The 22,126-nt window shown below is 65.5% G+C and carries 25 protein-coding genes and 2 pseudogenes; 20 read left to right on the forward strand and 7 right to left on the reverse strand.

The annotated features are described in order from the left end of the window. Positions 1-97: 97 nt before the first annotated feature. The 3 genes from DB708_RS26480 (at position 98) to DB708_RS26490 (ending at position 2,079) form a co-directional block, all read left to right on the forward strand. Positions 98-1,468, forward strand: a complete 1,371-nt coding sequence (locus tag DB708_RS26480) for a septum formation family protein (protein WP_108926419.1) — start codon at positions 98-100, stop codon at positions 1,466-1,468. Between the two features lie 4 nt (positions 1,469-1,472). Further along, a complete protein-coding gene (locus DB708_RS26485; RefSeq protein WP_108926420.1) occupies positions 1,473-1,823 on the forward strand; it encodes a metallopeptidase family protein in 351 nt (116 codons plus the stop codon). Between the two features lie 64 nt (positions 1,824-1,887). After that, complete coding sequence (locus tag DB708_RS26490; protein WP_108926421.1) at positions 1,888-2,079, forward strand: hypothetical protein; 192 nt, start codon at positions 1,888-1,890, stop codon at positions 2,077-2,079. On the opposite strand, the gene DB708_RS26495 is transcribed toward DB708_RS26490, so the two are convergent. Continuing rightward, positions 2,080-2,772, reverse strand: a complete 693-nt coding sequence (locus tag DB708_RS26495; RefSeq protein ID WP_108926422.1) for a histidine phosphatase family protein — start codon at positions 2,770-2,772, stop codon at positions 2,080-2,082. A gap of 3 nt (positions 2,773-2,775) precedes the next feature. Next, positions 2,776-3,741, reverse strand: a complete 966-nt coding sequence (gene pheA, locus DB708_RS26500; protein WP_108926523.1) for a prephenate dehydratase — start codon at positions 3,739-3,741, stop codon at positions 2,776-2,778. Between the two features lie 99 nt (positions 3,742-3,840). On the opposite strand from pheA, the gene DB708_RS26505 reads away from it, so the two are divergent. The 3 genes and pseudogenes from DB708_RS26505 to DB708_RS26515 all read left to right on the forward strand — a co-directional run bounded on the left by DB708_RS26505 (position 3,841) and on the right by DB708_RS26515 (position 6,589). Then, entirely contained in the window at positions 3,841-4,629 is a 789-nt protein-coding gene (locus tag DB708_RS26505) for a DUF2470 domain-containing protein (RefSeq protein ID WP_108926423.1), read from the forward strand. A gap of 67 nt (positions 4,630-4,696) precedes the next feature. Next, positions 4,697-5,854 (forward strand): annotated as a pseudogene (locus DB708_RS27470) (LCP family protein). A gap of 177 nt (positions 5,855-6,031) precedes the next feature. Continuing rightward, positions 6,032-6,589, forward strand: coding sequence for a ferritin (locus DB708_RS26515; RefSeq protein WP_108926424.1), 558 nt, complete (start codon positions 6,032-6,034; stop codon positions 6,587-6,589). Here the strand turns inward: DB708_RS26515 and DB708_RS26520 are convergent. Both DB708_RS26520 and DB708_RS26525 read right to left on the reverse strand, forming a co-directional pair. Beyond that, a complete protein-coding gene (locus DB708_RS26520) occupies positions 6,586-7,410 on the reverse strand; it encodes a glycerophosphodiester phosphodiesterase (RefSeq protein ID WP_108926425.1) in 825 nt (274 codons plus the stop codon). The two genes, DB708_RS26515 and DB708_RS26520, sit on opposite strands and share 4 nt — an antisense overlap. Before the next feature lie 4 nt (positions 7,411-7,414). Continuing rightward, positions 7,415-8,455 (reverse strand): DUF4328 domain-containing protein, encoded by a 1,041-nt coding sequence (locus DB708_RS26525; RefSeq protein WP_108926426.1) that lies wholly within the window; start codon positions 8,453-8,455, stop codon positions 7,415-7,417. A gap of 537 nt (positions 8,456-8,992) precedes the next feature. On the opposite strand from DB708_RS26525, the gene DB708_RS27395 reads away from it, so the two are divergent. The 10 genes and pseudogenes from DB708_RS27395 (at position 8,993) to rraA (ending at position 15,405) form a co-directional block, all read left to right on the forward strand. Then, complete coding sequence (locus tag DB708_RS27395) at positions 8,993-9,148, forward strand: hypothetical protein (protein ID WP_165839937.1); 156 nt, start codon at positions 8,993-8,995, stop codon at positions 9,146-9,148. Positions 9,149-9,313: 165 nt separating this feature from the next. Then, positions 9,314-9,937: a superoxide dismutase gene (locus DB708_RS26530; protein WP_108926524.1), complete on the forward strand. Its 624-nt coding sequence runs from the start codon at positions 9,314-9,316 to the stop codon at positions 9,935-9,937. A gap of 197 nt (positions 9,938-10,134) precedes the next feature. Then, a pseudogene (locus DB708_RS26535) lies at positions 10,135-10,668 on the forward strand (peptidase). A 254-nt stretch (positions 10,669-10,922) separates the two neighbouring features. After that, the gene (locus tag DB708_RS26545) at positions 10,923-11,543 is read left to right on the forward strand and encodes a TMEM165/GDT1 family protein (protein ID WP_108926428.1); all 621 of its coding nucleotides are present in this window, start codon (positions 10,923-10,925) and stop codon (positions 11,541-11,543) included. A 455-nt stretch (positions 11,544-11,998) separates the two neighbouring features. Then, on the forward strand, positions 11,999-12,397 hold the full coding sequence (locus DB708_RS26550) for a transcriptional regulator (protein WP_108926525.1): 399 nt from the start codon (positions 11,999-12,001) through the stop codon (positions 12,395-12,397). A 122-nt stretch (positions 12,398-12,519) separates the two neighbouring features. Continuing rightward, positions 12,520-13,176, forward strand: a complete 657-nt coding sequence (locus tag DB708_RS26555) for a DUF6474 family protein (RefSeq protein ID WP_108926429.1) — start codon at positions 12,520-12,522, stop codon at positions 13,174-13,176. A gap of 15 nt (positions 13,177-13,191) precedes the next feature. Next, positions 13,192-13,866: a YcnI family copper-binding membrane protein gene (locus DB708_RS26560; protein ID WP_108926430.1), complete on the forward strand. Its 675-nt coding sequence runs from the start codon at positions 13,192-13,194 to the stop codon at positions 13,864-13,866. Next, positions 13,863-14,375: a copper resistance CopC family protein gene (locus DB708_RS26565; RefSeq protein ID WP_108926431.1), complete on the forward strand. Its 513-nt coding sequence runs from the start codon at positions 13,863-13,865 to the stop codon at positions 14,373-14,375. Before DB708_RS26560 ends, DB708_RS26565 begins: the two co-directional genes overlap by 4 nt. Positions 14,376-14,485: 110 nt before the next feature. Further along, complete coding sequence (locus DB708_RS28050) at positions 14,486-14,932, forward strand: Rv3852 family protein (protein ID WP_133251070.1); 447 nt, start codon at positions 14,486-14,488, stop codon at positions 14,930-14,932. Next, entirely contained in the window at positions 14,932-15,405 is a 474-nt protein-coding gene (rraA, locus tag DB708_RS26575) for a ribonuclease E activity regulator RraA (RefSeq protein WP_108926432.1), read from the forward strand. The genes DB708_RS28050 and rraA overlap by 1 nt, the downstream gene beginning before the upstream one ends. A gap of 5 nt (positions 15,406-15,410) precedes the next feature. On the opposite strand, the gene DB708_RS26580 is transcribed toward rraA, so the two are convergent. After that, on the reverse strand, positions 15,411-16,880 hold the full coding sequence (locus tag DB708_RS26580; protein ID WP_108926433.1) for a flavin-containing monooxygenase: 1,470 nt from the start codon (positions 16,878-16,880) through the stop codon (positions 15,411-15,413). 77 nt (positions 16,881-16,957) lie between these two features. On the opposite strand from DB708_RS26580, the gene DB708_RS26585 reads away from it, so the two are divergent. The 3 genes from DB708_RS26585 to DB708_RS26595 all read left to right on the forward strand — a co-directional run bounded on the left by DB708_RS26585 (position 16,958) and on the right by DB708_RS26595 (position 19,729). Continuing rightward, entirely contained in the window at positions 16,958-17,599 is a 642-nt protein-coding gene (locus DB708_RS26585) for a TetR/AcrR family transcriptional regulator (protein WP_108926434.1), read from the forward strand. A 23-nt stretch (positions 17,600-17,622) separates the two neighbouring features. After that, a complete protein-coding gene (dinB, locus tag DB708_RS26590; protein WP_108926435.1) occupies positions 17,623-18,822 on the forward strand; it encodes a DNA polymerase IV in 1,200 nt (399 codons plus the stop codon). Positions 18,823-18,970: 148 nt separating this feature from the next. Continuing rightward, a complete protein-coding gene (locus DB708_RS26595) occupies positions 18,971-19,729 on the forward strand; it encodes a YoaK family protein (RefSeq protein WP_108926436.1) in 759 nt (252 codons plus the stop codon). Positions 19,730-19,733: 4 nt separating this feature from the next. Here the strand turns inward: DB708_RS26595 and DB708_RS26600 are convergent, their stop codons facing one another. Next, positions 19,734-20,741 (reverse strand): PHP domain-containing protein, encoded by a 1,008-nt coding sequence (locus DB708_RS26600; RefSeq protein WP_108926437.1) that lies wholly within the window; start codon positions 20,739-20,741, stop codon positions 19,734-19,736. A 21-nt stretch (positions 20,742-20,762) separates the two neighbouring features. After that, positions 20,763-21,203: a hypothetical protein gene (locus DB708_RS26605; RefSeq protein ID WP_108926438.1), complete on the reverse strand. Its 441-nt coding sequence runs from the start codon at positions 21,201-21,203 to the stop codon at positions 20,763-20,765. A gap of 51 nt (positions 21,204-21,254) precedes the next feature. Here DB708_RS26605 and DB708_RS26610 point away from each other — a divergent pair, with 51 nt between their 5' ends. Continuing rightward, positions 21,255-22,106, forward strand: coding sequence for an LLM class F420-dependent oxidoreductase (locus DB708_RS26610; RefSeq protein ID WP_108926439.1), 852 nt, complete (start codon positions 21,255-21,257; stop codon positions 22,104-22,106). Positions 22,107-22,126 lie beyond the last annotated feature (20 nt).

Below are 22,126 nucleotides of genomic sequence, written 5' to 3' on the forward strand. Positions count from 1 at the left end.
CTTTCGGTTCGGCACGGCCGCGCGCAGCATCGGCCAGGGCTAACCCCAGGACTCACATCTGTAACGTTTGTCACGTTAGCTTGGGCGCCCTGTCAGAATGGAGTCGATGTCGGACACGATCGAGACTCAAGTCGCCGCAGCCAGCCCGCCCGCCACTGAGGCGGAGCAGCAGCTGGCCGGCTTTCAGTGGCCGCGCACTTTGCAGGCGACGGCGACCCGGCGGGCGTTGCTGCTGTTCGCGCTCGGCGGCCTTTTGATCGCGGGACTGGTAACCGCGCTGCCGGTTGGCGGACCCGGGCAGGGCCGGCTTGCGGGCTACCTCGACAGCAATCCCGTGCCCAGCACCGGAGCTAAGACAGATGCCGCGTTCAACCGCGCCAAAACCGGCGATTGCCTGATGTGGCCGGATGTCACGCCGGAGTCCGCAAGCATCGTCAAATGCATCGACGACCATAAGTTCGAGGTCGCCGAGTCCATCGACATGAGAACTTTCCCCGGCTCGGAATACGGGCCCAACGCCGCCCCGCCGTCGCCGGCGCGCATCCAGCAGATCAGCCAGGAGCAATGCGAGGCGGCGGTGCGCCGATACCTGGGCCCTAAGTACGATCCCAACAGCAAATTCAGTGTGAGCCTGCTGTGGGCGGGTGACCGAGCGTGGCGTCAGTCCGGCGAGCGCCGCATGTTGTGCGGGCTGCAGATGCCCGGCTCGAACAACGAACAAGCCGCCTTCAAGGGCAAGGTCTCCGACGTCGACCAGTCCAAGATCTGGCCGTCGGGCACCTGCCTGGGCATCGACTCGACAGCCAACCAGCCCATCGACGTCCCGGTTGACTGCAAGGCGCCGCATGCCATGGAGGTCACCGGGACGGTCAACCTGGCCGAGAAATTCCCCGGTGCGCTGCCCGCGGAGCCCGAGCAGGACGGCTACATCAAGGACGCTTGCACGAAGATGACCGACGCGTACCTGGCGCCGATCAAGTTGCGCACCACGACGCTGACGCTGATCTACCCCACCGTGTCGCTGCCCAGTTGGTCGGCGGGTAGCCGGGAGGTGGCGTGCAGCATCGGCGCCACTCTGGGCAACGGGGGCTGGGCCGCGCTGGTGAACAGCGCCAAGGGCCAACTGCTGATCAACGGTCAGACACCGGTGCCCCCACCCGATATTCCCGAGGAGCGGCTCACCCTGCCGCCGATTCCGGTGCAGGCACCGGCCAGCCCTCCCCAGCAGTCCAACACTCCGCCGGAGATGCCGCAGGGCAATCAGCACCTGCCGCAACAACAGCCAGTGGTGACGCCACCCCGGGCGACCGCCACGCAGGCGCCGGCCACCCAGGCGCCGCAGGATCAGCCGCCACCTCCGGCCGACGGTGGTGCGCCGCCGCCACCGGCCAACCAGGCGCCGCCGCCCATGCCGGATGCACCGGCACCGGGCGCGCCTCCGCCAGCCGAGCCGGCACCGGGAGGTTAGCCGGGTGGCCGTGCGGATGGATCCGCAGCGGTTCGACGAACTGGTCTCCGACGCACTCGACCTGATTCCCACCCAGCTGGCGGCCGCCATGGACAACGTCGTGATCCTCGTCGAGGATCGTCACCCCGAAGACCCCGAACTGCTGGGGCTCTACGAGGGGGTAGCGCTGACCGAACGCGACTGGAACTACGGCGGATCGCTGCCCGACGCCATCACGATCTACCGCCGCGCGCTGCTGGACATCTGCGAATCCGACGACGACGTCGTGCAGGAGGTGGCGATCACGGTGATCCACGAAATCGCCCACCACTTCGGCATCGACGACGACCGATTGGAAGAGCTGGGCTGGGGCTGAGAATCCGGCGCAAATCCGGGCGCGGCATCGCGGATTTGTCATGCCCTGGTGCTAGGAACGGCGTATGAGCGCAGATTGCCGCGAGTGCCGGGCAGGCTTAGAACACTGCCACGGCACCATCATTCGCCACTCGTTGCGCCGTTCGGAATGCACCGAGCCGGACTGCGTCAGTCCCGAGCTGTTGGCGCACACGTTCGTCATCGACTGCGACGCCGTCGGCTGCAGCTGCACGGAACTGGTTGCGCTGGCTGTCTGATCAGCCCATCGGATCGGTGCTGGACCGCACCGCGTCGGCGACCGGCGTGACCTCGGCGCTGGGCTCGGGGTAAAACGGCGGCGCCAGGTTTCCCCACCGCACGCAGCTCCACCGTCCGTCGGTGATCGGCGCCAACACCACGGACTCGGCATTGGCCAGATGGTTGTCCAGCGCGAAGTCTGCGTCCACGCCGGCCAGCACCGCGGAAACCAGCCGGATCGCGGCGCCGTGGCTGACGACGACGATGTCACCGTTCCAGTCGCGATCGTCGAGATAGCGCATCCGTAAGTCGGTGAGCACCGGGACGTAGCGGTCCAACACCTCGCTGGCGGTCTCGCCGCCGGGCAACGGCAGATCGAGTTCACCGTGCTGCCATCGGCCGTAGATGGCATTGAACTCCGCTACCGCCTCGTCGTCGTTGCGGTTTTCCAGCGCACCGACCTGTACCTCATGGATGCCGGCGACTTCGTGCGGAGCGACGTCGACCTCGGCGCCAATCACCGCGGCCGTCTGCGACGCCCGGTTGGCCACCGAGTGCGCGAGCAGCGCCGGCCGTCCGGCATCGACGGCGAACGCCCGCGCCTGATCCCGTCCCGTGGGCGTCAGATCCGCCCCGGGCGGGCGGGTGTCCAGCCGGCGTTCGACGTTGCCGAAGGACTGGCCGTGCCGCAACAGCACCAACCGACCACTCATCGTTTAGATCCCCCCACCGGAAGCTTCGGCCTGTTCAGGTTTGCCCTCCCGTAGCCGCGCCAGCCACCGCGACGCTTCGTCTGGTGGCGGTGGCCCTATCCCCGCTGCCGGGCCAGTCGGCCAGGATCCTAGATATCGCACATCCACACAACGTCGATGCAGTGCCTTGAGTGCCTCGGCGACGTCGCCGTCGTCGATATGCCCCGCACAGTCGGCAAAGAACTGATAGGTGCCGAGTTCGGTTCGGGTTGGCCGGGATTCGATGCGGGTCAGGTCGATATCGCGGATGCCGAATTCGCCGAGCGCGGCCAGCAGCGCGCCCGGCGCATTCTCGATCCGCAACACCACCGACGTGCGATCGGCTCCAGTGCGGACCGGCGGCGGCCCCGGCAAGCCCACCAGGACGAACCGGGTACGGGCGTTGAGTTCGTCGACCACGCCTTCGGCCAGGGCCGCGAGCTTCCAGTGCTTGGCGGCCAACGGCGACGTGACCGCGGCGTCGGCCTCGCCCTGGGCTACCTGCCTGGCGGCGTCGGCATTGGAGTAGGCCGGCCGCAGTTCGACGTTGGGCAGGTTGGCGGCCAGCCATCGGCGCACCTGGGCCGCGGCCACGGGAAACGCGGCCAGGGTTTTAACCCCAACGGCGCCCGGCGTTTTTTCCAGGCCGGGTTTGACGACGATGCTGAACGCCACATCGAGGGGTGTCTCGGCGAAAATCTGCATCGGCGAACCGTTGGCCAAACTGTCCAATGTCGGCACCACCGTGCCGTCGATCGAGTTCTCGATCGGCACGCACGCGTAGTCGGTCTCCCGGTTACGGACCGCCTCCAGCGCCGCGGGTGTGCTGTCGATCGGCAACCGCTGGACCGGGCTCAGATGTTGGTCGGGGATCAAGCCTGCGGAAATCATCTGCAAGAGCGCCGCCTCGGTGAAGGTGCCTTCGGGACCGAGGTAAGTGATGCCGACCACGACCACAACCCTAGTGGGGTCATTGCAAAAACAGACCTTGCTTCGACCTGCGATCTAAGTTAACTTAGGCCTACCTAAGGATCGAAGGAGAACGGGACGATGTTGCCGCTGACCAGCGCCGCGCCGACGACTGCCGAACGCATCCGCAGCGCCTGCGCCCGGGCCGGCGGTGCCCTTCTGGCCGTCGAACGCGAGGACCCGGTACCCACCCCGGTGCATCACCTCCTGCACGACGGATCCTTCGCCGTCGCCCTCCCCACCGATAACAGCGCGACCGACCGCCGGATCTGCGGATCGCAAGCACTGCTCGAACTCACCGACTACGCGCCGCTTCCGCTGCGGGAGCCGGTCCGTTCGCTGGTATGGGTTCGCGGCCGGCTGGAGCAGGTCCCGGCGGCCGAGATCACCCCGACCCTCGATCTGATCGCCAGCGAGTGCCCGCATCCGGCACTGCTGCAAGTTGATACGCCGCAGTGCATGCCGCCCACCCCGGGCGATGACCGATACACGCTGCTGCGGCTCGAGATCGCCTCCGTCGTGGTGACGGACGCGACCGGCGCCGAGCCCGTCAGCATCGAAGACCTGCTCGCGGCTCGCCCCGACCCGTTCTGCGAGATGGAGTCGAGCCTGCTGTGGCACCTCGACAACGCCCACAGCGACGTGGTGGCGCGCCTGGTGTCCCGACTGCCGGCGCCGCTGCGGCGCGGACAGGTCCGCCCGCTCGGGCTCGACCGCTATGGCGTGCGGTTCCGCATCGAAGGCCACGACGGCGACCACGACATCCGGCTGCCGTTCCACAAGCCGGTCGACGACATGACCGGCTTGAGCCAGGCCATTCGCGTGCTGATGGGCTGCCCGTTCATCAACGGCCTGCGGGCCCGCCCCTAGCCATCGAGAGCACCGACGCGGGCCGCGACGCACGCAGTGGGCGCCTGGATGCACGTAAATTGACCGGGTGACCGGCGACCGATCACCACGACGTGGACGGCCTGCGAGACCGATCCCTCCGCGGAAGTCGCGTCCCGAGGCACCGCCGGTGCTGCATCGCCAGACCAATCCGCCACCGTCGGCCGCCGACCCAACGGTGCCGATCCCCCGCGTCTCGGCATCCCCGCCCGCCGCGCCGCGGGTGCGCCGCAAGCGCAAAAAACACCGCTGGGGCCGCGCCATCGCGTCGACATTGCTGATCGTCTTGCTGCTGGCACTCGCTGGCGTGCTGGGCGGCGGCCTCTGGCTGGACACGACACTGCATCGCAAGCCGGTATTGGCCGACTAGCCCGATCGGCCCGCGCCCGGTCGCGGCACCAACTGGCTGCTCGTCGGGTCGGACAGTCGCGAAGGCCTGTCGGCCGAACAGCAACAAGACTTGGCCACCGGCGGCGACGCCGGGAACAGCCGCACCGACACGATGCTGCTGATACACATCCCCGCATTGGGGTCGCGCACCCCGACGACGCTGGTGTCGATACCGCGCGACTCGTACGTGCCGATCCCCGAGCACGGCAAGGACAAGCTCAACTCCGCGTTCGCGATCGGCGGGGCATCGTTGCTGGCCCAGACGGTGGAACAGGCCACCGGACTGCGGCTCGATCACTACGCCGAGATCGGGTTCAGCGGGTTCGCCGTCCTGGTGGACGCGCTTGGCGGTGTTACCGCCTGCCCGACCGAGCCGATCAACGATCCGTTGGCCGGCATCGACCTGCCCGCCGGTTGCCAGCAGCTGAACGGTCGCGACGCGCTCGGATACGTCAGGACCCGGGACACCCCTCGGGCTGATCTGGACCGGATGGTCAACCAACGGCAATTCATCTCAGCGCTGCTGCAGCGCGCCGCCAGCCCGTCGGTCTGGCTCAATCCGTGGCGCTGGTACGCGGTGCCGCACGCCGCCGCCGACGCGTTGACCGTCAACGAGGGCGATCACGTCTGGGACCTGGCTCGGCTGGGCTGGGCGATACACGGATCCGCCACCGCGCTGACCGTCCCGATCGCCGAGTTCACCAGCAACGGCGCCGGCTCGGTCGTGGTGTGGAATCACGACGTTGCCGGCCAGCTGTTCGACGCCCTGGCCTCCGACGCACCGGTACCCAGCGACGCGCTCGAGGGACCGCCTTAGCGATTTCGTGGCCCTAATGCGGGGTGCAATTCCCGAAATATGAGCAGTGTAATGTGACGCTTCTACACATAGGCGAACCGGGCCTGCATAAATGGCGTATATATAAGGCTCAGAAACTTTTTCCGAGCTTATCTGACGCTCTTTACGATGCCCTTCTAGCTGCGCTAAGGTGCTTGCATGACCGCGACTGATACTCCCAAGACCAAGTTCCACTCATTACTCCAGGAGCAGATTTCTCACGAATTCACTAGTTCTCAGCAATACGTTGCGATTGCCGTTTATTTTAGCGCCGCCGAACTGCCGCAATTGGCGAGGCATTTTTACGGGCGAGCGCTCGAGGAACGGAACCACGCAATGATGCTGGTGCAGCATCTGCTCGATCGCGACGTGGACGTCGAGATCGCGGGCATCGACGCGGTACGCAATCAATTCGACCAACCACGGGACGCGCTGGTCCTAGCCCTGGAGCAGGAACGGTTGGTCACCGACCAAATCACCCAGCTTGCACGCGTGGCTCGCGACGAGGGTGATTACCTGGGCGAACAGTTCATGCAGTGGTTTCTGCAGGAGCAGGTCGAAGAGGTAGCGGTGATGAAAACCCTGGTGACGGTGTCCGATCGCGCCGGCGCCAACCTGTTCGATCTGGAGAACTTCGTCGCCCGCGAAGTGGGCACTCAGGCCATTAGCGCCAGCGCCCCACCAGCCGCGGGCGGCCACCTCGTCTCGCCGGTCTAGCCAGTCCCTCCGATGGTCCGCGTGTTGTCCAGCCAGGCCTTCGTCCGGCCGGGGTGGTTGGTAGCAATCCAGGCCACCCCCACGTCCCGGCAGAAGTCAACGTCGTCGTAGCCGTCGACGGTCCAGCAGTACACGGCCCGGCCCTGGGCGACGGCACGATCCACCAGTTGCGGATAGTCCTTCAGCGCGTCCAGCGACGGCCCGACGGCGGTGGCCCCGACGGCGGTGGCCGCGCTGCTGGTCAGATAGCGAGCGTTCCGGCCGAGCAGCACCGTTGGCAGCAGCGGTGCTGCTCGGCGTATTCGCCAGACCGCTGCCGCTGAGAAGGACATCACCACCGCGCGCGACCGGTCGGCAGATGCCGGCGAGGCGATACCGAAGCGGTGCAGCAGCGCCAGCACCTTGCTCTCGACCAGCGAGCCATACCGCACCGGATGCTTGGTCTCGATGAAGATCTTCACCGGCCGGTTCCAGTCGAGAACCATCGATACCAGGGCATCCAGCGTGAGCAGGCTGGTGTCACCGTGGGTGCCGTCCGATCGCCAACTGTCGTGCCAGGCACCGTATTCCAGCTCGCCTAGCTCGGCGAGGGTCATGGTGCTGACCAAGCCGGCGCCGCTCGACGTCCGGTCCAGCTTGCGGTCGTGCACACACACCAAATGGCCGTCGCGGGTCAACCGCACGTCGCATTCGACGCCGTCGGCGCCCTCCTTGAGCGCGAGGTCGTAAGCAGCAAGCGTGTGTTCGGGGCGAGACGCCGACGCACCTCGGTGGGCAACGATAAAAGGATGCCCGGCGAGCACCTCGTCGGGCCACGTCATACCCCTATGCTGCCGGTTCCTCCCCCTCCAACTCAACAGGAACGGCGGCGGGCGCGCCGGGTTGATCCGGGATATCGGCGGCCACCGCGACCCAGCGATGCGCGGGCTGTGCGACGGGTTTGCGTTCAAATCCCTCAAAAACACGGGCCACAGTGGCCAGGGTCGCCGCCGCGAAAAGGTATCCGAACACCATCAGGACGGTGTTGTTGGCGATGCCTTGGGGGTCGGTCGCGAAGCTGGTGACGATCGCCCAGATTGAAACTAGGTAGCTGAAAACCCAAGCGATCCACCACTCGACGATCGGTCGCCGCGCCCGGCCATAGTGCTCTTCGAGCACGGCCAGCTCGATCACGTAGACCGGAGCCCACAGCAGATTGGCGAACGGAACGGCGCAGCCGGCCCACAACGCCCTGACGGAACGGTGATCGGACAGGCCGTAGTGCGAGAACACGGCCGCCCGCCGCGCGATCAGCCATCGGATCAGGAACACGCCGGAGGTGATCAGCGCCGCCACCGCCGCCACGCTGGCCAAGTCTGTGAACCAGTCCGCGGCGGCGGCCACTATCGAGTTCAGCAAGGTTTTCCGGTTGAAGACCAACAGGACATACCGGACTACGTACATCAGCGCCGCACTGCCGAGCACCAGCACGCCGATGAACAGCGCAAGGCGCACGGCTGCCGCCGACGGGCCGGTTTGTGCCGAAATGTCGTCGGTCGCCGGGGTCTGCTCGACGTGGTCGGTCAAACCCCAACGCGGGATCACGGCGTAACGCGGCGTCGGACCTAGCGACCGTGGTCCCCGCCGCGCGGGGGGTGCGGCGCCGGGGCGCACCGCGATCCACCGGAAACCCGGCGGCAACCGCGGCGGTGTGCGTTGTGGTGCGGCCGAGCGAGCGGGCGGCGGACCACCCTGCGTGCTCCACCGGGGGTCGCCCGGCACATCCGCCAGAGGTGCCATCAGCGCACCCCGACAACGCGGACACCACTCCCGGCGACGTTCGCGCACGTTCCAACGGGTGCCGCACTGGGAGCACACCTGGATCACCGGACCAGCGTAGCGCCGGCGCAGACACGGCCCGCGCGGCAGCGGCGATACCGTGGGATTACACGGACCGCGGGACGCTTCGCGAAACCTCACCGATGCGAGGGCCGAAATGGCCTTCCGCGACCCGAATCCGCACCTGTTACCGGCGTCACAGCTACTTCATGGCTATCCACAGTTTCCACAGGTTTGTCCACATGGGGGGCGGGGTATAGACGCAATCAATCAGCAACTTGCGGTTAACCCTGGCCCTAACTGTGGATAACGCCGGGCATTTGCGGCGCGCCATCGACAGGCCAGACGAGCAGCGAGCGAATGGACCGTCCCACTGCACAACAATCGGACCTGCCCAGTCGAAGCTCCGACTCATCCGCGTCCCCGGGCGCACCCCGCCGACACCGGCTACCACGAACCCGCAGCTCAGCGTGTTGTTGCGCGTTACATTTTCCAACCCCATCACAAAGGGTTATGATCGCCATCACGAAAAATGTTGTGACTCACCTCACTCGGCTGAGGTGACCGGTCAATGAAAGGCGATTGATGGCGACGCATTCGTTCGGTCCAGGTACCCCGGCCGCATCGAACTCGTATTCCGGATCGCCCGCCTGGAACCACAGCTACAGCATCGCCGCGTTGCGTGCTGGCCTGATCGCGTTGGCGTTGCTCGCGGTTCTCGCGCTCATTGTTTTGTCTTGATTATTTCCTCTTGAAACGCACTCGACCGGGTACCCGGTCTATCGGCCCATAAGGGTCGTCCTTGCGGCGCGTGCAGTCATGGAGCAGGGTTGATTACGCTGAGCCTGCCGCGCGGCAGGCTCCGTGCGAATGCGCGTCAAGACGATCATCGAGGAAAGGAATGCCGTGGCTGAATACACGCTGCCCGATTTGGACTGGGACTACGCAGCGCTGGAACCGCATATCTCAGGTCAGATCAACGAGATTCATCACAGCAAGCACCATGCCACCTACGTCAAGGGCTTGAACGACGCCATTGCCAAACTCGAAGAGGCGCGCGCCAATGACGACCACGCCGCGATCTTCTTGAACGAGAAGAACCTCGCGTTCCACTTGGGTGGGCACGTGAATCACTCGATCTGGTGGAAGAACCTGTCGCCGAACGGCGGAGACAAGCCGACCGGTGCGCTAGGCGCCGCCATCGACGACGCCTTCGGCTCGTTCGACAAGTTCCGCGCTCAGTTCAGCGCCGCGGCCAACGGCTTACAGGGCTCGGGCTGGGCGGTGCTCGGCTACGACACCCTCGGCGACCGGCTGCTGACGTTCCAGCTTTACGACCAGCAGGCCAACGTCCCGCTGGGCATCATCCCGCTGCTGCAGGTCGACATGTGGGAGCACGCCTTCTACCTGCAGTACAAGAACGTCAAGGCGGACTACGTCAAGGCGTTCTGGAACGTCGTCAACTGGGCAGATGTGCAGTCGCGCTACGAGGCCGCAACATCGAAGGCGAAGGGCCTGATTTTCGGCTGAGCTCAGCTGCTTGAGGCAGGGGCGTCACGCGGATCGCGTGGCGCCCTTACCTTTACCTGGCCTATATGAGCCCGCTGCACAAAAGGCATGCGCCAGATGCCGTGTCGAGTTGCAACACGTCTAAACCGCAGGCATTCTTAACTATTCGGGCTACCAGCGTGGTTATTTGCCAACCAACACGTCGCGCGGAGGTCGAGATGGAGACTGGGTCAGGCCAGCCGATAGGGGTTGCGCCCTTCCATGCTCGTGGCGCCCTGAAAGGGTTTGTGATCTCTGGCCGTTGGCCCGATTCGACTAAAGAATGGGCCTAGCTGTTGATGGTCGCTGTGCGGGTGGCATCCTTACCCGAATTGCTTTCCACCACAACGGTATTCGGAGCCCGCGAAGAGTTGCCCGACGAGCCCGAGCCGGACACCGTCGGCCTGGTGCTGGCCGAAGGCACGGTATTCGGCGAATCGGCAATCCCGCCAGGGTATTTCGCGGATCATCAACCCCCCGCCTTACTGATGCTGCATCCTCCATCAGAGACCACACCGTCGTTGCCGGAATGCACCGGAGCGGCCTCGGGGTGCGTCCTGCTCCCGGGGTTGCCGTATCTGGGACTAGAGCACCGCGCGGCGTGGGTCGAAGCCGAGGCCGATGGCACCATTACGTCGATGGTGAGTCGAGTCGGCGTCGACCCCATCAGCCATCCCGACACCGCGATTCTGGCAATGCTGCTTGCGGCATAAGGATATTCAATCGTTTGGTTCGGAGTCCGAATCCAGAGATGCGGGCGCCCGAAATTCCGGGCCTTCCTGGCGCGCCCCGGATTTGCCCGCTAGCCTGGGACCGTCAGCGAAGGGGAGTAGCCCCTAATCGTCGTGTCGACATACTGGCGAATAGCCCGGCCGGCGAACCGATCCCAGCGGATCGGTGGGCGAGACCTTCGACCGGTGTTCGATGACCACAGTGGTTGTCAACGACGCGTCGAAAGGTCACCCGGATGCTCGCGGCGACACTCCTGAGTCTTCCGGTGCTCTTGCCTGCCGAACTCGGCGACAGGTCTCAACTCATCACAATGACGTACGCCTTGTGTTTCCGATGGTGGGTAGTGCTGCCCGGGGTGACACTCGCGGCATTTCTTGTGCACCGGGTCTCGGTGACGATCGGCGACGTCCTGGGCGCCACGCTGCCGGCGCGGCCGATGGCTCTCGCATCCGCGATCGCGTTCCTGATCTTCGCCGCGTGGGCCTGGCGTGAGGGCGCCGCCGCCGATGACGAAGCCGTCTCGCCCTGGCTCGAACCTCGGTTGGTTCTGCTGACCGTGGTGTCGTCATTCGCACTCGCCGAAATGAGCGACAAGACGACATTGGCGCCGGCGATTGGCTCGGGAAGGCCGCTGCACCGCCGCCTTCCCCACCAGCTGCTGCACGTGTTGGCCAGCATGCTGTTTGTGACCATCGGCCTGTGGATGCTGCTCGACAGCGCACTGGGCTGGCGGCCGGTGGCCATCGCGGTAACCGCGGTGGCCATGCTGGGCGCCGTAACGACGGCCGCGGCGCAAACTCTGCGCCGCCGCCACACGGGAGTTTCGCAGTCCGGGAGGTCACCGGAAGCCGTCTAAGGTGCTGCGGCGCCGCTTCGCTCAAGCCGTGCGAGCCGGGCAGTCGCCCCCAGAGGTATCTCTGAGGGCTATTTTGTGCACCCTCGCCCTCTTAACGCGCCCAAAAACCGACCCGGCAGCAAAGTAGGCTTTCAAAGAGACTTCATAGACGGCTCGTTGCGAGATATTCGCCCGACACCATCCGCCGGGCCGGTCCGTCGTTCCTCGACACCACGCCCCAAAGCACGCGCTCCAGACCTGATTTCTGCGGATAACCTGTGAGTTATAGTCCGTTTATGGACACTGCCGTTATTTAGTTGGACGCTCGTGAAGTGCGGACTCAGCGAACCTCGGGGATGTCACCAGCGAAGCCGGCCCGGTTTGCACCTGGTTGTGAGCACAAACTCTCGCTACCATGATCAGCAAATACACATAGGTAATAGTTTCGCTTCTACAGCCCCGTGGAGGTCATATCGATGAGCACGACGTTTTCCGCCCGCCTGAACCGCTTGTTCGACACGGTGTATCCACCCGGTCGCGGGCCGCATACCTCCGCGGAGGTGATCGCGGCACTGAAGTCGGAGGGCATCACGATGTCGGCTCCCTACCTGTCGCAGCTACGCTCCGGCAATCGCACGAACCCGTCGTCGGCGACCATGGCCGCTCTGGCCAACTTCTTCCGAATCAAGTCGGCCTACTTCACTGACGACGAGTACTACGAAAAGCTCGACAAGGAGCTGGTCTGGATGTCCACGATGCGCGACGACGGTGTGCGCCGCATCGCGGTACGCGCCGTCGGGTTGTCCGCACAGGCCCAGCAGGACCTCGTGGAGCGCGTCAACGAACTGCGCCGCGCAGAACACCTCGACGCCTAGCCGGCCACCGAAGCGCAGCCCGCCCTGTTGGGCTGCCGTCGGTCTGTTCCGATTAGGGTTGGCCTCACGGATCGCGCACACGCGAGAGCGATAGTCCACGAGATACCGGGAGGCGGCCGGGAATGGGCCTGTTTCGCAAGCGAAAGAGTCGCGCGACGCGTCGTGCCGAAGTCCGTGCGATCAAGGCCCGCGCCAAGCTCGAGGCCAAGCTCGCCGCCAAGAACCAGGCGCGCCGATTCAGGGACGACCGTCGAGCCGCCGACAAAGTTCTCAAGGCGCAGATCAAATCGCAGCGCGACAGCGACCGCGCGGCGCTCAAAGTCGCCGAGACCGAGCTCAAGGCGGCACGGGAGGGGAAGTTGTTCTCGCCGACGCGGATCCGACGGGTGCTGACGGTGTCACGGCTGCTGGCGCCGATCCTGACGCCGGTGCTCTACCGGGCGGCGATGGCCGCTCGCGCGCTGATCGACCAGCGTCGCGCGGATCAACTCGGGATTCCGTTGGCACAGATCGGCCAGTTCTCCGGGCACGGCGCCCAGCTGTCGGCACGCATCGCCGGCGCGGAGAAGTCATTGCGGGCGGTGCAGGAACGCAAGCCCAAGGACGCCGAGACCAAGCAGTTCGTGGCCGCCATCGCCGAGCGGCTCGCCGATCTGTCAGCAGCCGTCACTGCCGCGGAGAACATGCCGGCGGCTCGCCGGCGCGCGGCGCACTCGGCGATCTCCTCGCAGCTCGACGGGATCGAAGCCGATCTGATGGCTCGGCTCGGGTTGACCTGAAAGTGGTGTTGTGACATGCTATTTCGCGCCACCGGGATTTCGCGCGTCCTGATCACCGTCTTCGCCGCCGCCGCACTTTACGTCGGCGCCGCGAGCATCACTGCGCCGGCGTGGGCGCACGTCCATGCCAGCAGTGACGACGCGGTCCGCGGCGCCATGGCGATCGTGACCTTTCAGGTGCCCAACGAATCCGACAAGGGTGCCGCGACCACGGCACTGACCGTCGCGCTGCCCAATGTCGCATCCGCGCGCACCGAAGCCATGCCAGGATGGACTGCCAAGCTCGACCGCGATGCGTCGTCCGGCACCGTCAGATCGGTGACGTGGACGGCCGCGCAGGGCGGCGGGATCGGCGTCGACCAGTTCGCGCTGTTTCGGATATCGGTGAAGCTGCCCGACACCGACACCGTCAGCTTCCCGGCCACCCAGACCTACGCCGACGGGTCGATCGTGAAGTGGGACCAGCAGCCGCTACCCGACGGCAGTGAGCCCGAGCATCCGGCCCCCATGCTGACGCTGGGCGCTGAGCCCGCTTCCCCGCATGAACACCACCATTCGGGGATACCCACCGGGTACAGTGGCACATCGACCTCCCCGTCAGCCGATAACATCGCTCGCGCGCTGGGCGGAGCCGCCCTGGTCGCGGCCGCACTGGGCGTCGTCCTCGTGCTGGCCCGTCGCCGGACATGAGGCGGCTGGTCATCGTCGCCTGGACGGGCCTGCTGCTGCTCGCCATGCTGTCGACCGCGACACTGACCGCACAAGTCGCGTCGGCACATGCCAACCGGGTGTCCGCCGACCCCGCGGACAATGCGGTGCTCGCGGCCGGTCCGGCCCGGGTTAGCGCGACCTTCAATGAGCAATTACAAACGACCTTCGCGGCCATGACCGTCGTCGGCCCGGACGGCAACGTCTGGTCCAGCGGGGACACCACCGTGCAGGGTGCGGCGGTCGGCGTGGCGGTGCGCCCCCTCGGGCCGGCCGGTACCTACACGGTGAACTACCGGGTGACGTCCGCCGATGGTCATGTGGTGTCCGGGTCCTGGTCGTTTGGGCTGACGGTGGCCGGTACCGGTACACCGGGGCCCAGCGCCGCTACCAGCGACTCCGGCCACGGAATTCCCGTCTGGCCATTTGTCGCGGTAGCGGTGGCGATCGTCGGTGCAGGCCTGCTTTGGACCATGCGCCGCAAGCCCTGACCGACCTGGTCGGCAAAGCCGGACCACACGTCCTGGCATGATGGGTTCCGAGTAACTTTTGATGGCGCTAGAAATGGCCGACAGAAAGAAAGCTGCGAAGGAGCGGCCGCATGGCAGACCCTCAAGATCAACCCAACAGCGAATCCAACGGCGCGGCGACGCCGCCGGAGGCAAACCCCCCCGCCAAGGCCGCGAAAAAGGCACCGGCCAAAAAAGCGCCCGCCAAAAAGGCACCTGCGAAAAAAGGCGCAGCGAAAAAGGCGCCCGCCAAAAAGGCGCCCGCCAAAAAAGCTGTCGCCAATGGCCCTGCGCCCACCCCGCCGAAACCGCCAGCAGCACAACATGATCGACAGTCCCAGATCGAGACTGACGGTGAAGTTGCCGCTGCCGCAAAAGATGCCGCGGCACAAGCGAAGTCGACAGTAGAAGGCGCCAACAACCCGGTCTCTGCCAACATTCCGCAGGCGGTAAGCGGCCAGTCGTCGTTGCCACTGGCCGTAGCAGTCGCGCTCAGCTTGCTCGCGATCCTGCTGATCCGGCAGCTTCGGCGCCGCTGATGAGTGTGTCCTTCGAGGCAACCGCCGACCTCGTCGACGGCATCGGACCAGACGTACGCAGCTGCGATCTTCAGTTCCGCCAGTTCGGTGGGCGCACAGAATTCGCCGGACCGATCAGCACGGTGCGCTGTTTCGAGGACAACGCGCTGCTGAAATCCGTACTATCCCAACCGAGTACCGGCGGAGTGCTAGTGATCGATGGGGCCGGCTCGCTGCACTGCGCGGTGGTCGGCGATCTCATCGCCGAACTCGCCCGCTCCAACGGCTGGGCCGGGCTGATCATCAACGGCGCTGTGCGTGACGCCGCAGCGTTGCGCGGCATCGACATCGGCATCAAGGCGCTGGGCACCAATCCGCGCAAAAGCAGCAAGACCGGCGACGGCGAACGCGACGTTGAAGTCAGCCTCGGCGGAGTGACGTTTGTGCCCGGAGAGATCGCCTACAGCGACGACGACGGCATCGTCGTCGTCTAGCCCCGCTAAGCCGATACTCGCGCGCGCTTTCTCGCGAATCGCAGGCCTTCGTCGGCAACCTTGCCGCGCCGGATCATGCGCATGTCGAACAAATAGTTCTGCTTGAGCCGCCACGGTGCGCGCGATCCCGACTTGGGCAGCAGGTGCGCCGAGCGCTGGAAGTAGCCCGGACTGAAGTCCATGAACGGCAGCTCGTCGACGTCGTTATCGGGACGCTGCGGCTCCACGTTGTCAAAGCCCTTAGCGTCCATGTAATTGAGCAGCCGGCATACGAATTCGGAAACCAGGTCGGCTTTGAGTGTCCATGACGCGTTCGTGTAGCCGAACGTGATGGCGAAATTCGGCACCCCGGAGAACATCAAGCCTTTGTAAGTCATCAGCGACGTCAAGTCGAAGGGCACACCATTGCGGCTGGGCTGCACTCCGCCCAGCAACTGCATGTTCAAACCCGTTGCGGTAACGATGATGTCGGCCGGTAGCTCCTCACCCGAAGCGAGCCTGATTCCGGTCTGGGTAAACCGGTCGATAGTGTCGGTGACGACATCCGCCTTGCCGTGCCGGATGGTCCGGAAGAAATCGCCGTCGGGCGCCAGGCACAGCCGCTGGTCCCACACGTTGTAGCTCGGCCCGAAGTGCTTTTCGACGTCGTAGCCCTTCGGCAGACGGTGCTGCGCCATCGTCATCAACGTCTTACGCATGTAGGCGGGGCGCTTGCGGGCCAGCTGATACTGGAATGTGCTGAACGCGATGGCTTTCCAGCGGTTCGCGAGGTGCGCAAGGCGTTCCGGCAGCAGCCGGTTGAATCGCACGGCAAACGGGTCGACCCCGGGCAGTGAACCGATGTAGGTCGGTGAGCGCTGCAACATCGTCACATGTCCGGAGCCCGAATTCACCAAAGCAGGAATCAAAGTGATCGCAGTGGCGCCGGAGCCGATCACGACGATCTTCTTGCCCGCATAGTTGAGGTCGTCGGGCCAGTGCTGCGGATGCACGATCGTGCCGCCGAAGTCTTCGGCGCCGGGGAACGTCGGCGAATATCCCTCGTCGTAGTTGTAGTAGCCGGTGCACGCGATCAGAAAGGCGCAAGTGATCTCGCGCTGCTGGCCGTCGCATTCGACGGTCAGGGTCCAGCGATTGTCGGCGTCGGACCAATCGGTGGCCACGACGCGGTGGCGGTAGCGGATGTGCTGGTCGATTTTGTTCTCGACCACGGTGTCCTTGATATACGCCTTGATGTCGGCGCCGTCGGCGATCGACTTCGCCGAGCGCCACGGCTTGAACCGGAACCCGAGGGTGAACATGTCCGAGTCGGACCGGATGCCCGGGTATTTGAAAAGGTCCCACGTGCCGCCGAGGTCGTCGCGGCGCTCCAAGATGGCGTAGCTCTTGGTCGGGCAGCGGTCCTGCAGGTGCCAGGCGGCGCTGACGCCGGAGATTCCGGCGCCCACGATGACGACGTCCAGGTGATCAGTCATGGCAGCAACGCTATCAACGCCGCGTCGAACTAGTCAACACACTGTCGAAACTCTCAACGATGTGTAAAGTAGCGGGCGTGACCACTGCCGGCCAGACTCGCGCCCTGCGCTGCCGTCGTTCCCTGCGCCCATCGGGTGACGATCGTGAGCAGGCGATCCTGGCGACCGCCGAGCGCCTGCTCGAGGACCGCTCGCTGGCCGACATTTCGGTCGATGACCTGGCTAAAGGCGCCGGTATCTCGCGCCCCACGTTCTACTTCTATTTCAAGTCCAAAGAGGCCGTGCTGCTGTCGCTGCTCGAGCCGGTGATCGCGCGCGCCGACTCCGAGTTCGACGGCGCGGTGCAGCGACTCCCGGCCGACCCGCGCCGGGTGTGGCGTAACGGCATCAAAGCGTTCTTCACCGCGTTCAGCACACAGCGAGCAGTGGCGCGGACCGCAACGGAGGCGCTGGCCACCAGCTCGGAGCTACGGACGGTCTGGTCGGGTTTCATGCAGAAATGGATCGACCAAACCACCGCCATGATCGCCGCCGAACGGGAACGCGGCGCCGCGCCCGACACCATTCCGGCCGCGGACCTGGCCACCTCGTTGAACCAGATGAACGAGCGCACGATGATGGCCGCGCTGTCCGCCGAAACGCCTGCGGTCGAGGCCGAGCGAGTCGTCGACACCCTCACCCACATCTGGGTGAGCAGCATCTACGGCGACGCCGGCTAGTTGTCACCCCTGCGTGCGAACATATGTTCGTGCGGCGTGAAGCGTCGATCCTGCACGCGGACCTGGATTCGTTCTACGCGTCCGTAGAACAGCGCGACGCCCCGACCTTGCGAGGCCGCCCAGTGATCGTTGGCGGCGCAGTCGTGCTGGCCGCCAGTTATGAAGCGAAGGCCTATGGCGTGCGCACGGCGATGGGCGGCAGGCAGGCACGACAACTCTGTCCCGATGCCGTCGTGGTCCCACCACGGATGACGGCCTACTCGCGTGCCAGCGATGCGGTATTCGAGGTGTTCCGAGACGCCACGCCAATCGTGGAGCCGCTCTCGGTGGACGAGGCTTTCCTGGACGTCGGCGGCCTGCGCCGGGTCTCCGGCACACCGGTTCAGATCGCGCAGCGGCTGCGCGTCGATGTGTGCGACCGGGTCGGCCTGCCCATCACCGTGGGCATCGCGAGGACCAAGTTCCTGGCCAAGGTCGCCAGCCAGGAGGCCAAGCCGGACGGGCTTCTGCTGGTGCCGCCCGATCGGGAGCTGGCGTTCCTGCGCCCACTGCCGGTGCGCCGGTTATGGGGAGTCGGTGCGGTGACCGCCGACAAGCTGCACGCCTACGGACTCACGACGGTGGCCGACGTCGCCGCGCTCAGCGAGTCGACGCTGGCTTCGCTGCTGGGCGTCGCGATGGGCCGCCAGCTGTATGCGCTATCGCGCAACATCGACCGCCGCCGGGTGACCGCCGGCGTGCATCGACGGTCTGTGGGCGCCCAGCGCGCGCTGGGGCACGCCGGAAATCGCATGTCGGACAACGAGATCGACGCGGTGGTCGTCACCTTGATCGACCGCATCACGGCTCGGATGCGCGGCGCCGGGCGCACGGGTCGCACCGTGGTGCTGCGGCTGCGGTTCGACGACTTCACCCGCGCGACCCGCTCACACACCCTGCCCTGGGCGACATCGTCGACGCAGCCGATCCTGGCCACAGCCCGACGATTGGTCGCTGTCGCCGCACCCACGATTGCCCAACGCGGCTTGACGCTGATCGGCTTCGCGGTGTCGGGTATCGACCGCAGCGGTGCCCAGCAACTGATGCTGCCGTTTTACTCCGAATCGCTCGCGGTCGACGCCGCGGTCGACCAGGTCCGTGCGCGCTTCGGCAAGGCCGCACTCACCCGGGGGGTATTGGTTGGACACGATTCGGGTATAGAAATGCCACACCTTCCCGACTGAATATTTTGCTCTGAATCACCAATTTCATTCCAGCCCATGCTATTTCGATGATAAGAGCATTGTTTGAGATGCTGCGGCCCCCGGCGGGCCCGAGTATCCGCTTGTAAGCTGGCGAAAACCCGACCTTGAAAGTGAGTGACTGAACACCATGCCGCCGCCGGACAAAGCCCGCGACAGTGGCCTGCCTCGCGAAGGTCTCTTGCTCGGCTATTGCGCGGTGCTCGCGTTATCCGCGGGCTTCGTCAACGCGGTGGCCCTGCTGATTTTGGCCTTGCCGGTCGGCAACCTCACCGCGATCACCACCCAACTGGGCATGAATACGGCAAATCCGTGGCTGTACGAAGGGCACGTGCTCGGCGCGATCCTGTTCGGCTTCCTGGTCGGCGCGATCACGGCTGGGGCAGTTCTCGCACCCACCCAGGCACTGGCGGGCCGACGCCATGCCGTCGTGCTGTTTACCGAGGCGGTGCTGCTCGCGCTCGCCGCGGCCGGCGTCGAAGACACCTTCGTCAAGGCACAGATCACTTCGCTGGGAATCGAGCTAACCGCCGTGCAGGCGATGTTCGCCGCCGCGGCCCTCGGCCTGCAGAATGGGTTGACCTCGAGCTTTCGCGGAATGTCGATCCGCACTACACACTTCACCGGGACTGTCACCGACCTCGGGCTGATGCTCGGCCGCAGCCGGCACGAGGGGATCCAGAAGTGGAAGGCTGCGATCCTCACGACGACGCTGTTGCTGTTTCTCGGCGGCGGCATCGCCGGGATCCTGTTCGGCGTTCACCTAGGCGGATATTCGCTGCTCCTTCCGGCCGCGACGTGCGCGATCGTGGCCGGCGCCAATTTGCTGCACAGCCGCGGCAACAGCGTCGAACCCGTTCCCGAGGCAGCGGAAACGGTCCGGGTCTGAGGTTTCAGTTCGATTCGGTCCACTCCAGCAGCTTGTCGGCCGGCCAGGTGTTGACGATCCGATCGACCGGAACGCCGGCGTCCAGCGCACGCTGGGCGCCGTAGCCCAGGAAGTCCAACTGGCCGGGGGCATGCGCGTCGGTGTCGATGCTGAACACGCAACCGATCTCCAGCGCGAGGTTCAGCAGCCGGGTCGGCGGGTCGCGGCGTTCGGGACGGGAGTTGATCTCGACCGCGGTGCCGTGATCACGACAGGCGGTGAAGACCCTCTCGGCGTCGAACTTCGACTCCGGCCGGATGCCGCGGTTGCCGGCAACCAGCCGGCCCGTGCAATGGCCCAGCACGTCGGCATGGCCGTCGGAGACGGCGCGAACCATTCGGCGGGTCATTGCCGCGGAGTCCATCGACAACTTGGAATGCACGCTGGCCACGACGACGTCGAGGCGCTCCAGGAGTTCGGGCTCCTGGTCCAGGCTGCCGTCGTCGAGGATGTCGACCTCGATACCGGTGAGGATGCGCATCGGTGCGAACCTGTCCCGCAGCCCGTCGATCACGCCGAGCTGTTTGCGCAATCGTTCCGCAGACAGTCCGTTGGCGATCGTCAACCGCGGCGAGTGATCGGTCAGCGCACAGTATTCATGACCCAGGGCCGCGGCGCTGGCCATCATCTCTTCGATCGGTGCCGATCCGTCCGACCAGTTCGAATGCAGATGCAGGTCGCCGCGTAGCGCGGACCGCACCGCTCCGCCACCGAGATCGGTTGCCTCAGAACGTAATTCAACCAACGTGTCGGGCTCGCGGCCGGCCCAGGCCTGGGCGATGACCTTCGCGGTCTTGGGCCCGATACCCGGCAACGTCTGCCAGCTGTTGGCCTGCCCATGGCGCTCACGCTCGGCGTCATCGAGGGCCTCGACGATATCGGCGGCCTTGCGGTACGCCATCACGCGTTTAGGGTCCTGGCGGCTGCGGTCCTTGTAGTAGGCGATCTGCCGAAGAGCAGCTACCGGGTCCATGGCTCCAGTGTGCCTGGCCCTTCACCACAATTGCCCGGCGATGAAGCCGGCGAAGACCGCCGCGAAGCCGCCGATCTCGCCAACGATCAGCAGGGCCATTGCCAACCCCGTCCCCCGCACCGGCTTCTCGAATTGGTTGACGGTGTCGCGCCGGGCACCGTGTTCGATATAACTGGCGATCGCTGCGACGAAGAAGAAGACCACGACCATCGCCGCTGTCAGGTTGACCCAGCTCGGCCAGGCGCTGAGTTCGACGAAGACCGCGAGCAACAGGGTCGCGAACGAATAGAGCAACGCCGCGCGGTGGGCGATGTCGACGTAGGGATGCGCCCGGTGGTCGTCAGACGTCGCGATCCCCCGGTACTTCCAGACCCCGAGCACCAACGCCAACAAAAAGATCAGGCCGGCGAACAGCAGGGTGATCTTGGTGTCAGAGCCCAAGGGACCACAAGCGGTAGTCATTGTCCGCACGAGTTTAGTTGCGCTTCATAAATCTCGACTAACTTCGGTGACATGCGATTCGCGTTCAAAACCTCACCACAAAACACCACCTGGCCGGGCATACTCGCGGTCTGGCAGGCCGCCGACGAGATCGACGTCTTCGAGTCCGGGTGGACGTTCGACCACTTCTACCCGATCTTCTCCGACAGCACCGGCCCGTGTCTGGAGGGCTGGACGACGCTGACCGCGCTGGCCCAGGCCACCAAGCGGCTGCGACTGGGCACCCTGGTCACCGGCATCCACTATCGCCACCCCGCGGTGCTGGCCAATATGGCCGCAGCCCTGGACGTCATCTCCAACGGCAGACTCGAACTCGGGATCGGTGCCGGCTGGAACGAGGAGGAGTCCGGCGCCTACGGCATCGAACTGGGCAGCATCAGGGAACGATTCGACCGGTTCGAGGAAGCCTGCCAAGTGCTGATCAGTCTGCTCAGTGAGCAGACGACGACCTTCGAAGGCAAGTATTACCAACTCAAGGACGCACGCAACGAGCCCAAGGGTCCGCAGCACCCGCACCCGCCAATCTGCATCGGCGGCAGCGGCGAGAAGCGCACGCTTCCGCTGACCGCGCGCTACGCGCAGCACTGGAATTTCGCGGGTGGGACACCCGAGGAGTTCGCCCGCAAGCGCGACGTGCTGGCGGCGCGCTGCGCGGACATCGGCCGCGACCCCAAGGAAATCACCATGTCAGCCCACGTCCGCCTGGGTGAAGACCACGACCTCGGGCAAGTGATCGAGACGGCGGCCGGGCTAGGGGCCGAAGGACTGGACTTGGCGATCGTCTACCTGCCCCCGCCGCATGACCCGGCCATCCTGGAACCGTTGGCCGAGACGATCCGGGATTCGGGTTTATGGAAGGGATAAGCGCGGATTTTGGACTGCCT

This window comes from Mycobacterium montefiorense, assembly GCF_003112775.1.
In the GTDB taxonomy this organism is placed as follows: domain Bacteria; phylum Actinomycetota; class Actinomycetes; order Mycobacteriales; family Mycobacteriaceae; genus Mycobacterium; species Mycobacterium montefiorense.

Coding starts and splice junctions, on each gene's coding strand:
- DB708_RS26605 (WP_108926438.1), bottom strand. CDS start 21,203: ATGACTACCGCTTGTGGTCCCTTGGGCTCTGACACCAAGATCACCCTG.
- DB708_RS26595 (WP_108926436.1), top strand. CDS start 18,971: ATGCCGCCGCCGGACAAAGCCCGCGACAGTGGCCTGCCTCGCGAAGGT.
- dinB (WP_108926435.1), top strand. CDS start 17,623: ATGTTCGTGCGGCGTGAAGCGTCGATCCTGCACGCGGACCTGGATTCG.
- DB708_RS28050 (WP_133251070.1), top strand. CDS start 14,486: ATGGCAGACCCTCAAGATCAACCCAACAGCGAATCCAACGGCGCGGCG.
- DB708_RS27395 (WP_165839937.1), top strand. CDS start 8,993: ATGGCGACGCATTCGTTCGGTCCAGGTACCCCGGCCGCATCGAACTCG.
- DB708_RS26565 (WP_108926431.1), top strand. CDS start 13,863: ATGAGGCGGCTGGTCATCGTCGCCTGGACGGGCCTGCTGCTGCTCGCC.
- DB708_RS26505 (WP_108926423.1), top strand. CDS start 3,841: ATGTTGCCGCTGACCAGCGCCGCGCCGACGACTGCCGAACGCATCCGC.
- rraA (WP_108926432.1), top strand. CDS start 14,932: ATGAGTGTGTCCTTCGAGGCAACCGCCGACCTCGTCGACGGCATCGGA.
- DB708_RS26610 (WP_108926439.1), top strand. CDS start 21,255: ATGCGATTCGCGTTCAAAACCTCACCACAAAACACCACCTGGCCGGGC.
- DB708_RS26600 (WP_108926437.1), bottom strand. CDS start 20,741: ATGGACCCGGTAGCTGCTCTTCGGCAGATCGCCTACTACAAGGACCGC.
- DB708_RS26545 (WP_108926428.1), top strand. CDS start 10,923: ATGCTCGCGGCGACACTCCTGAGTCTTCCGGTGCTCTTGCCTGCCGAA.
- DB708_RS26580 (WP_108926433.1), bottom strand. CDS start 16,880: ATGACTGATCACCTGGACGTCGTCATCGTGGGCGCCGGAATCTCCGGC.
- DB708_RS26515 (WP_108926424.1), top strand. CDS start 6,032: ATGACCGCGACTGATACTCCCAAGACCAAGTTCCACTCATTACTCCAG.
- DB708_RS26560 (WP_108926430.1), top strand. CDS start 13,192: ATGCTATTTCGCGCCACCGGGATTTCGCGCGTCCTGATCACCGTCTTC.
- DB708_RS26495 (WP_108926422.1), bottom strand. CDS start 2,772: ATGAGTGGTCGGTTGGTGCTGTTGCGGCACGGCCAGTCCTTCGGCAAC.
- DB708_RS26520 (WP_108926425.1), bottom strand. CDS start 7,410: ATGACGTGGCCCGACGAGGTGCTCGCCGGGCATCCTTTTATCGTTGCC.
- DB708_RS26480 (WP_108926419.1), top strand. CDS start 98: ATGGAGTCGATGTCGGACACGATCGAGACTCAAGTCGCCGCAGCCAGC.
- DB708_RS26550 (WP_108926525.1), top strand. CDS start 11,999: ATGAGCACGACGTTTTCCGCCCGCCTGAACCGCTTGTTCGACACGGTG.
- DB708_RS26555 (WP_108926429.1), top strand. CDS start 12,520: ATGGGCCTGTTTCGCAAGCGAAAGAGTCGCGCGACGCGTCGTGCCGAA.
- DB708_RS26490 (WP_108926421.1), top strand. CDS start 1,888: ATGAGCGCAGATTGCCGCGAGTGCCGGGCAGGCTTAGAACACTGCCAC.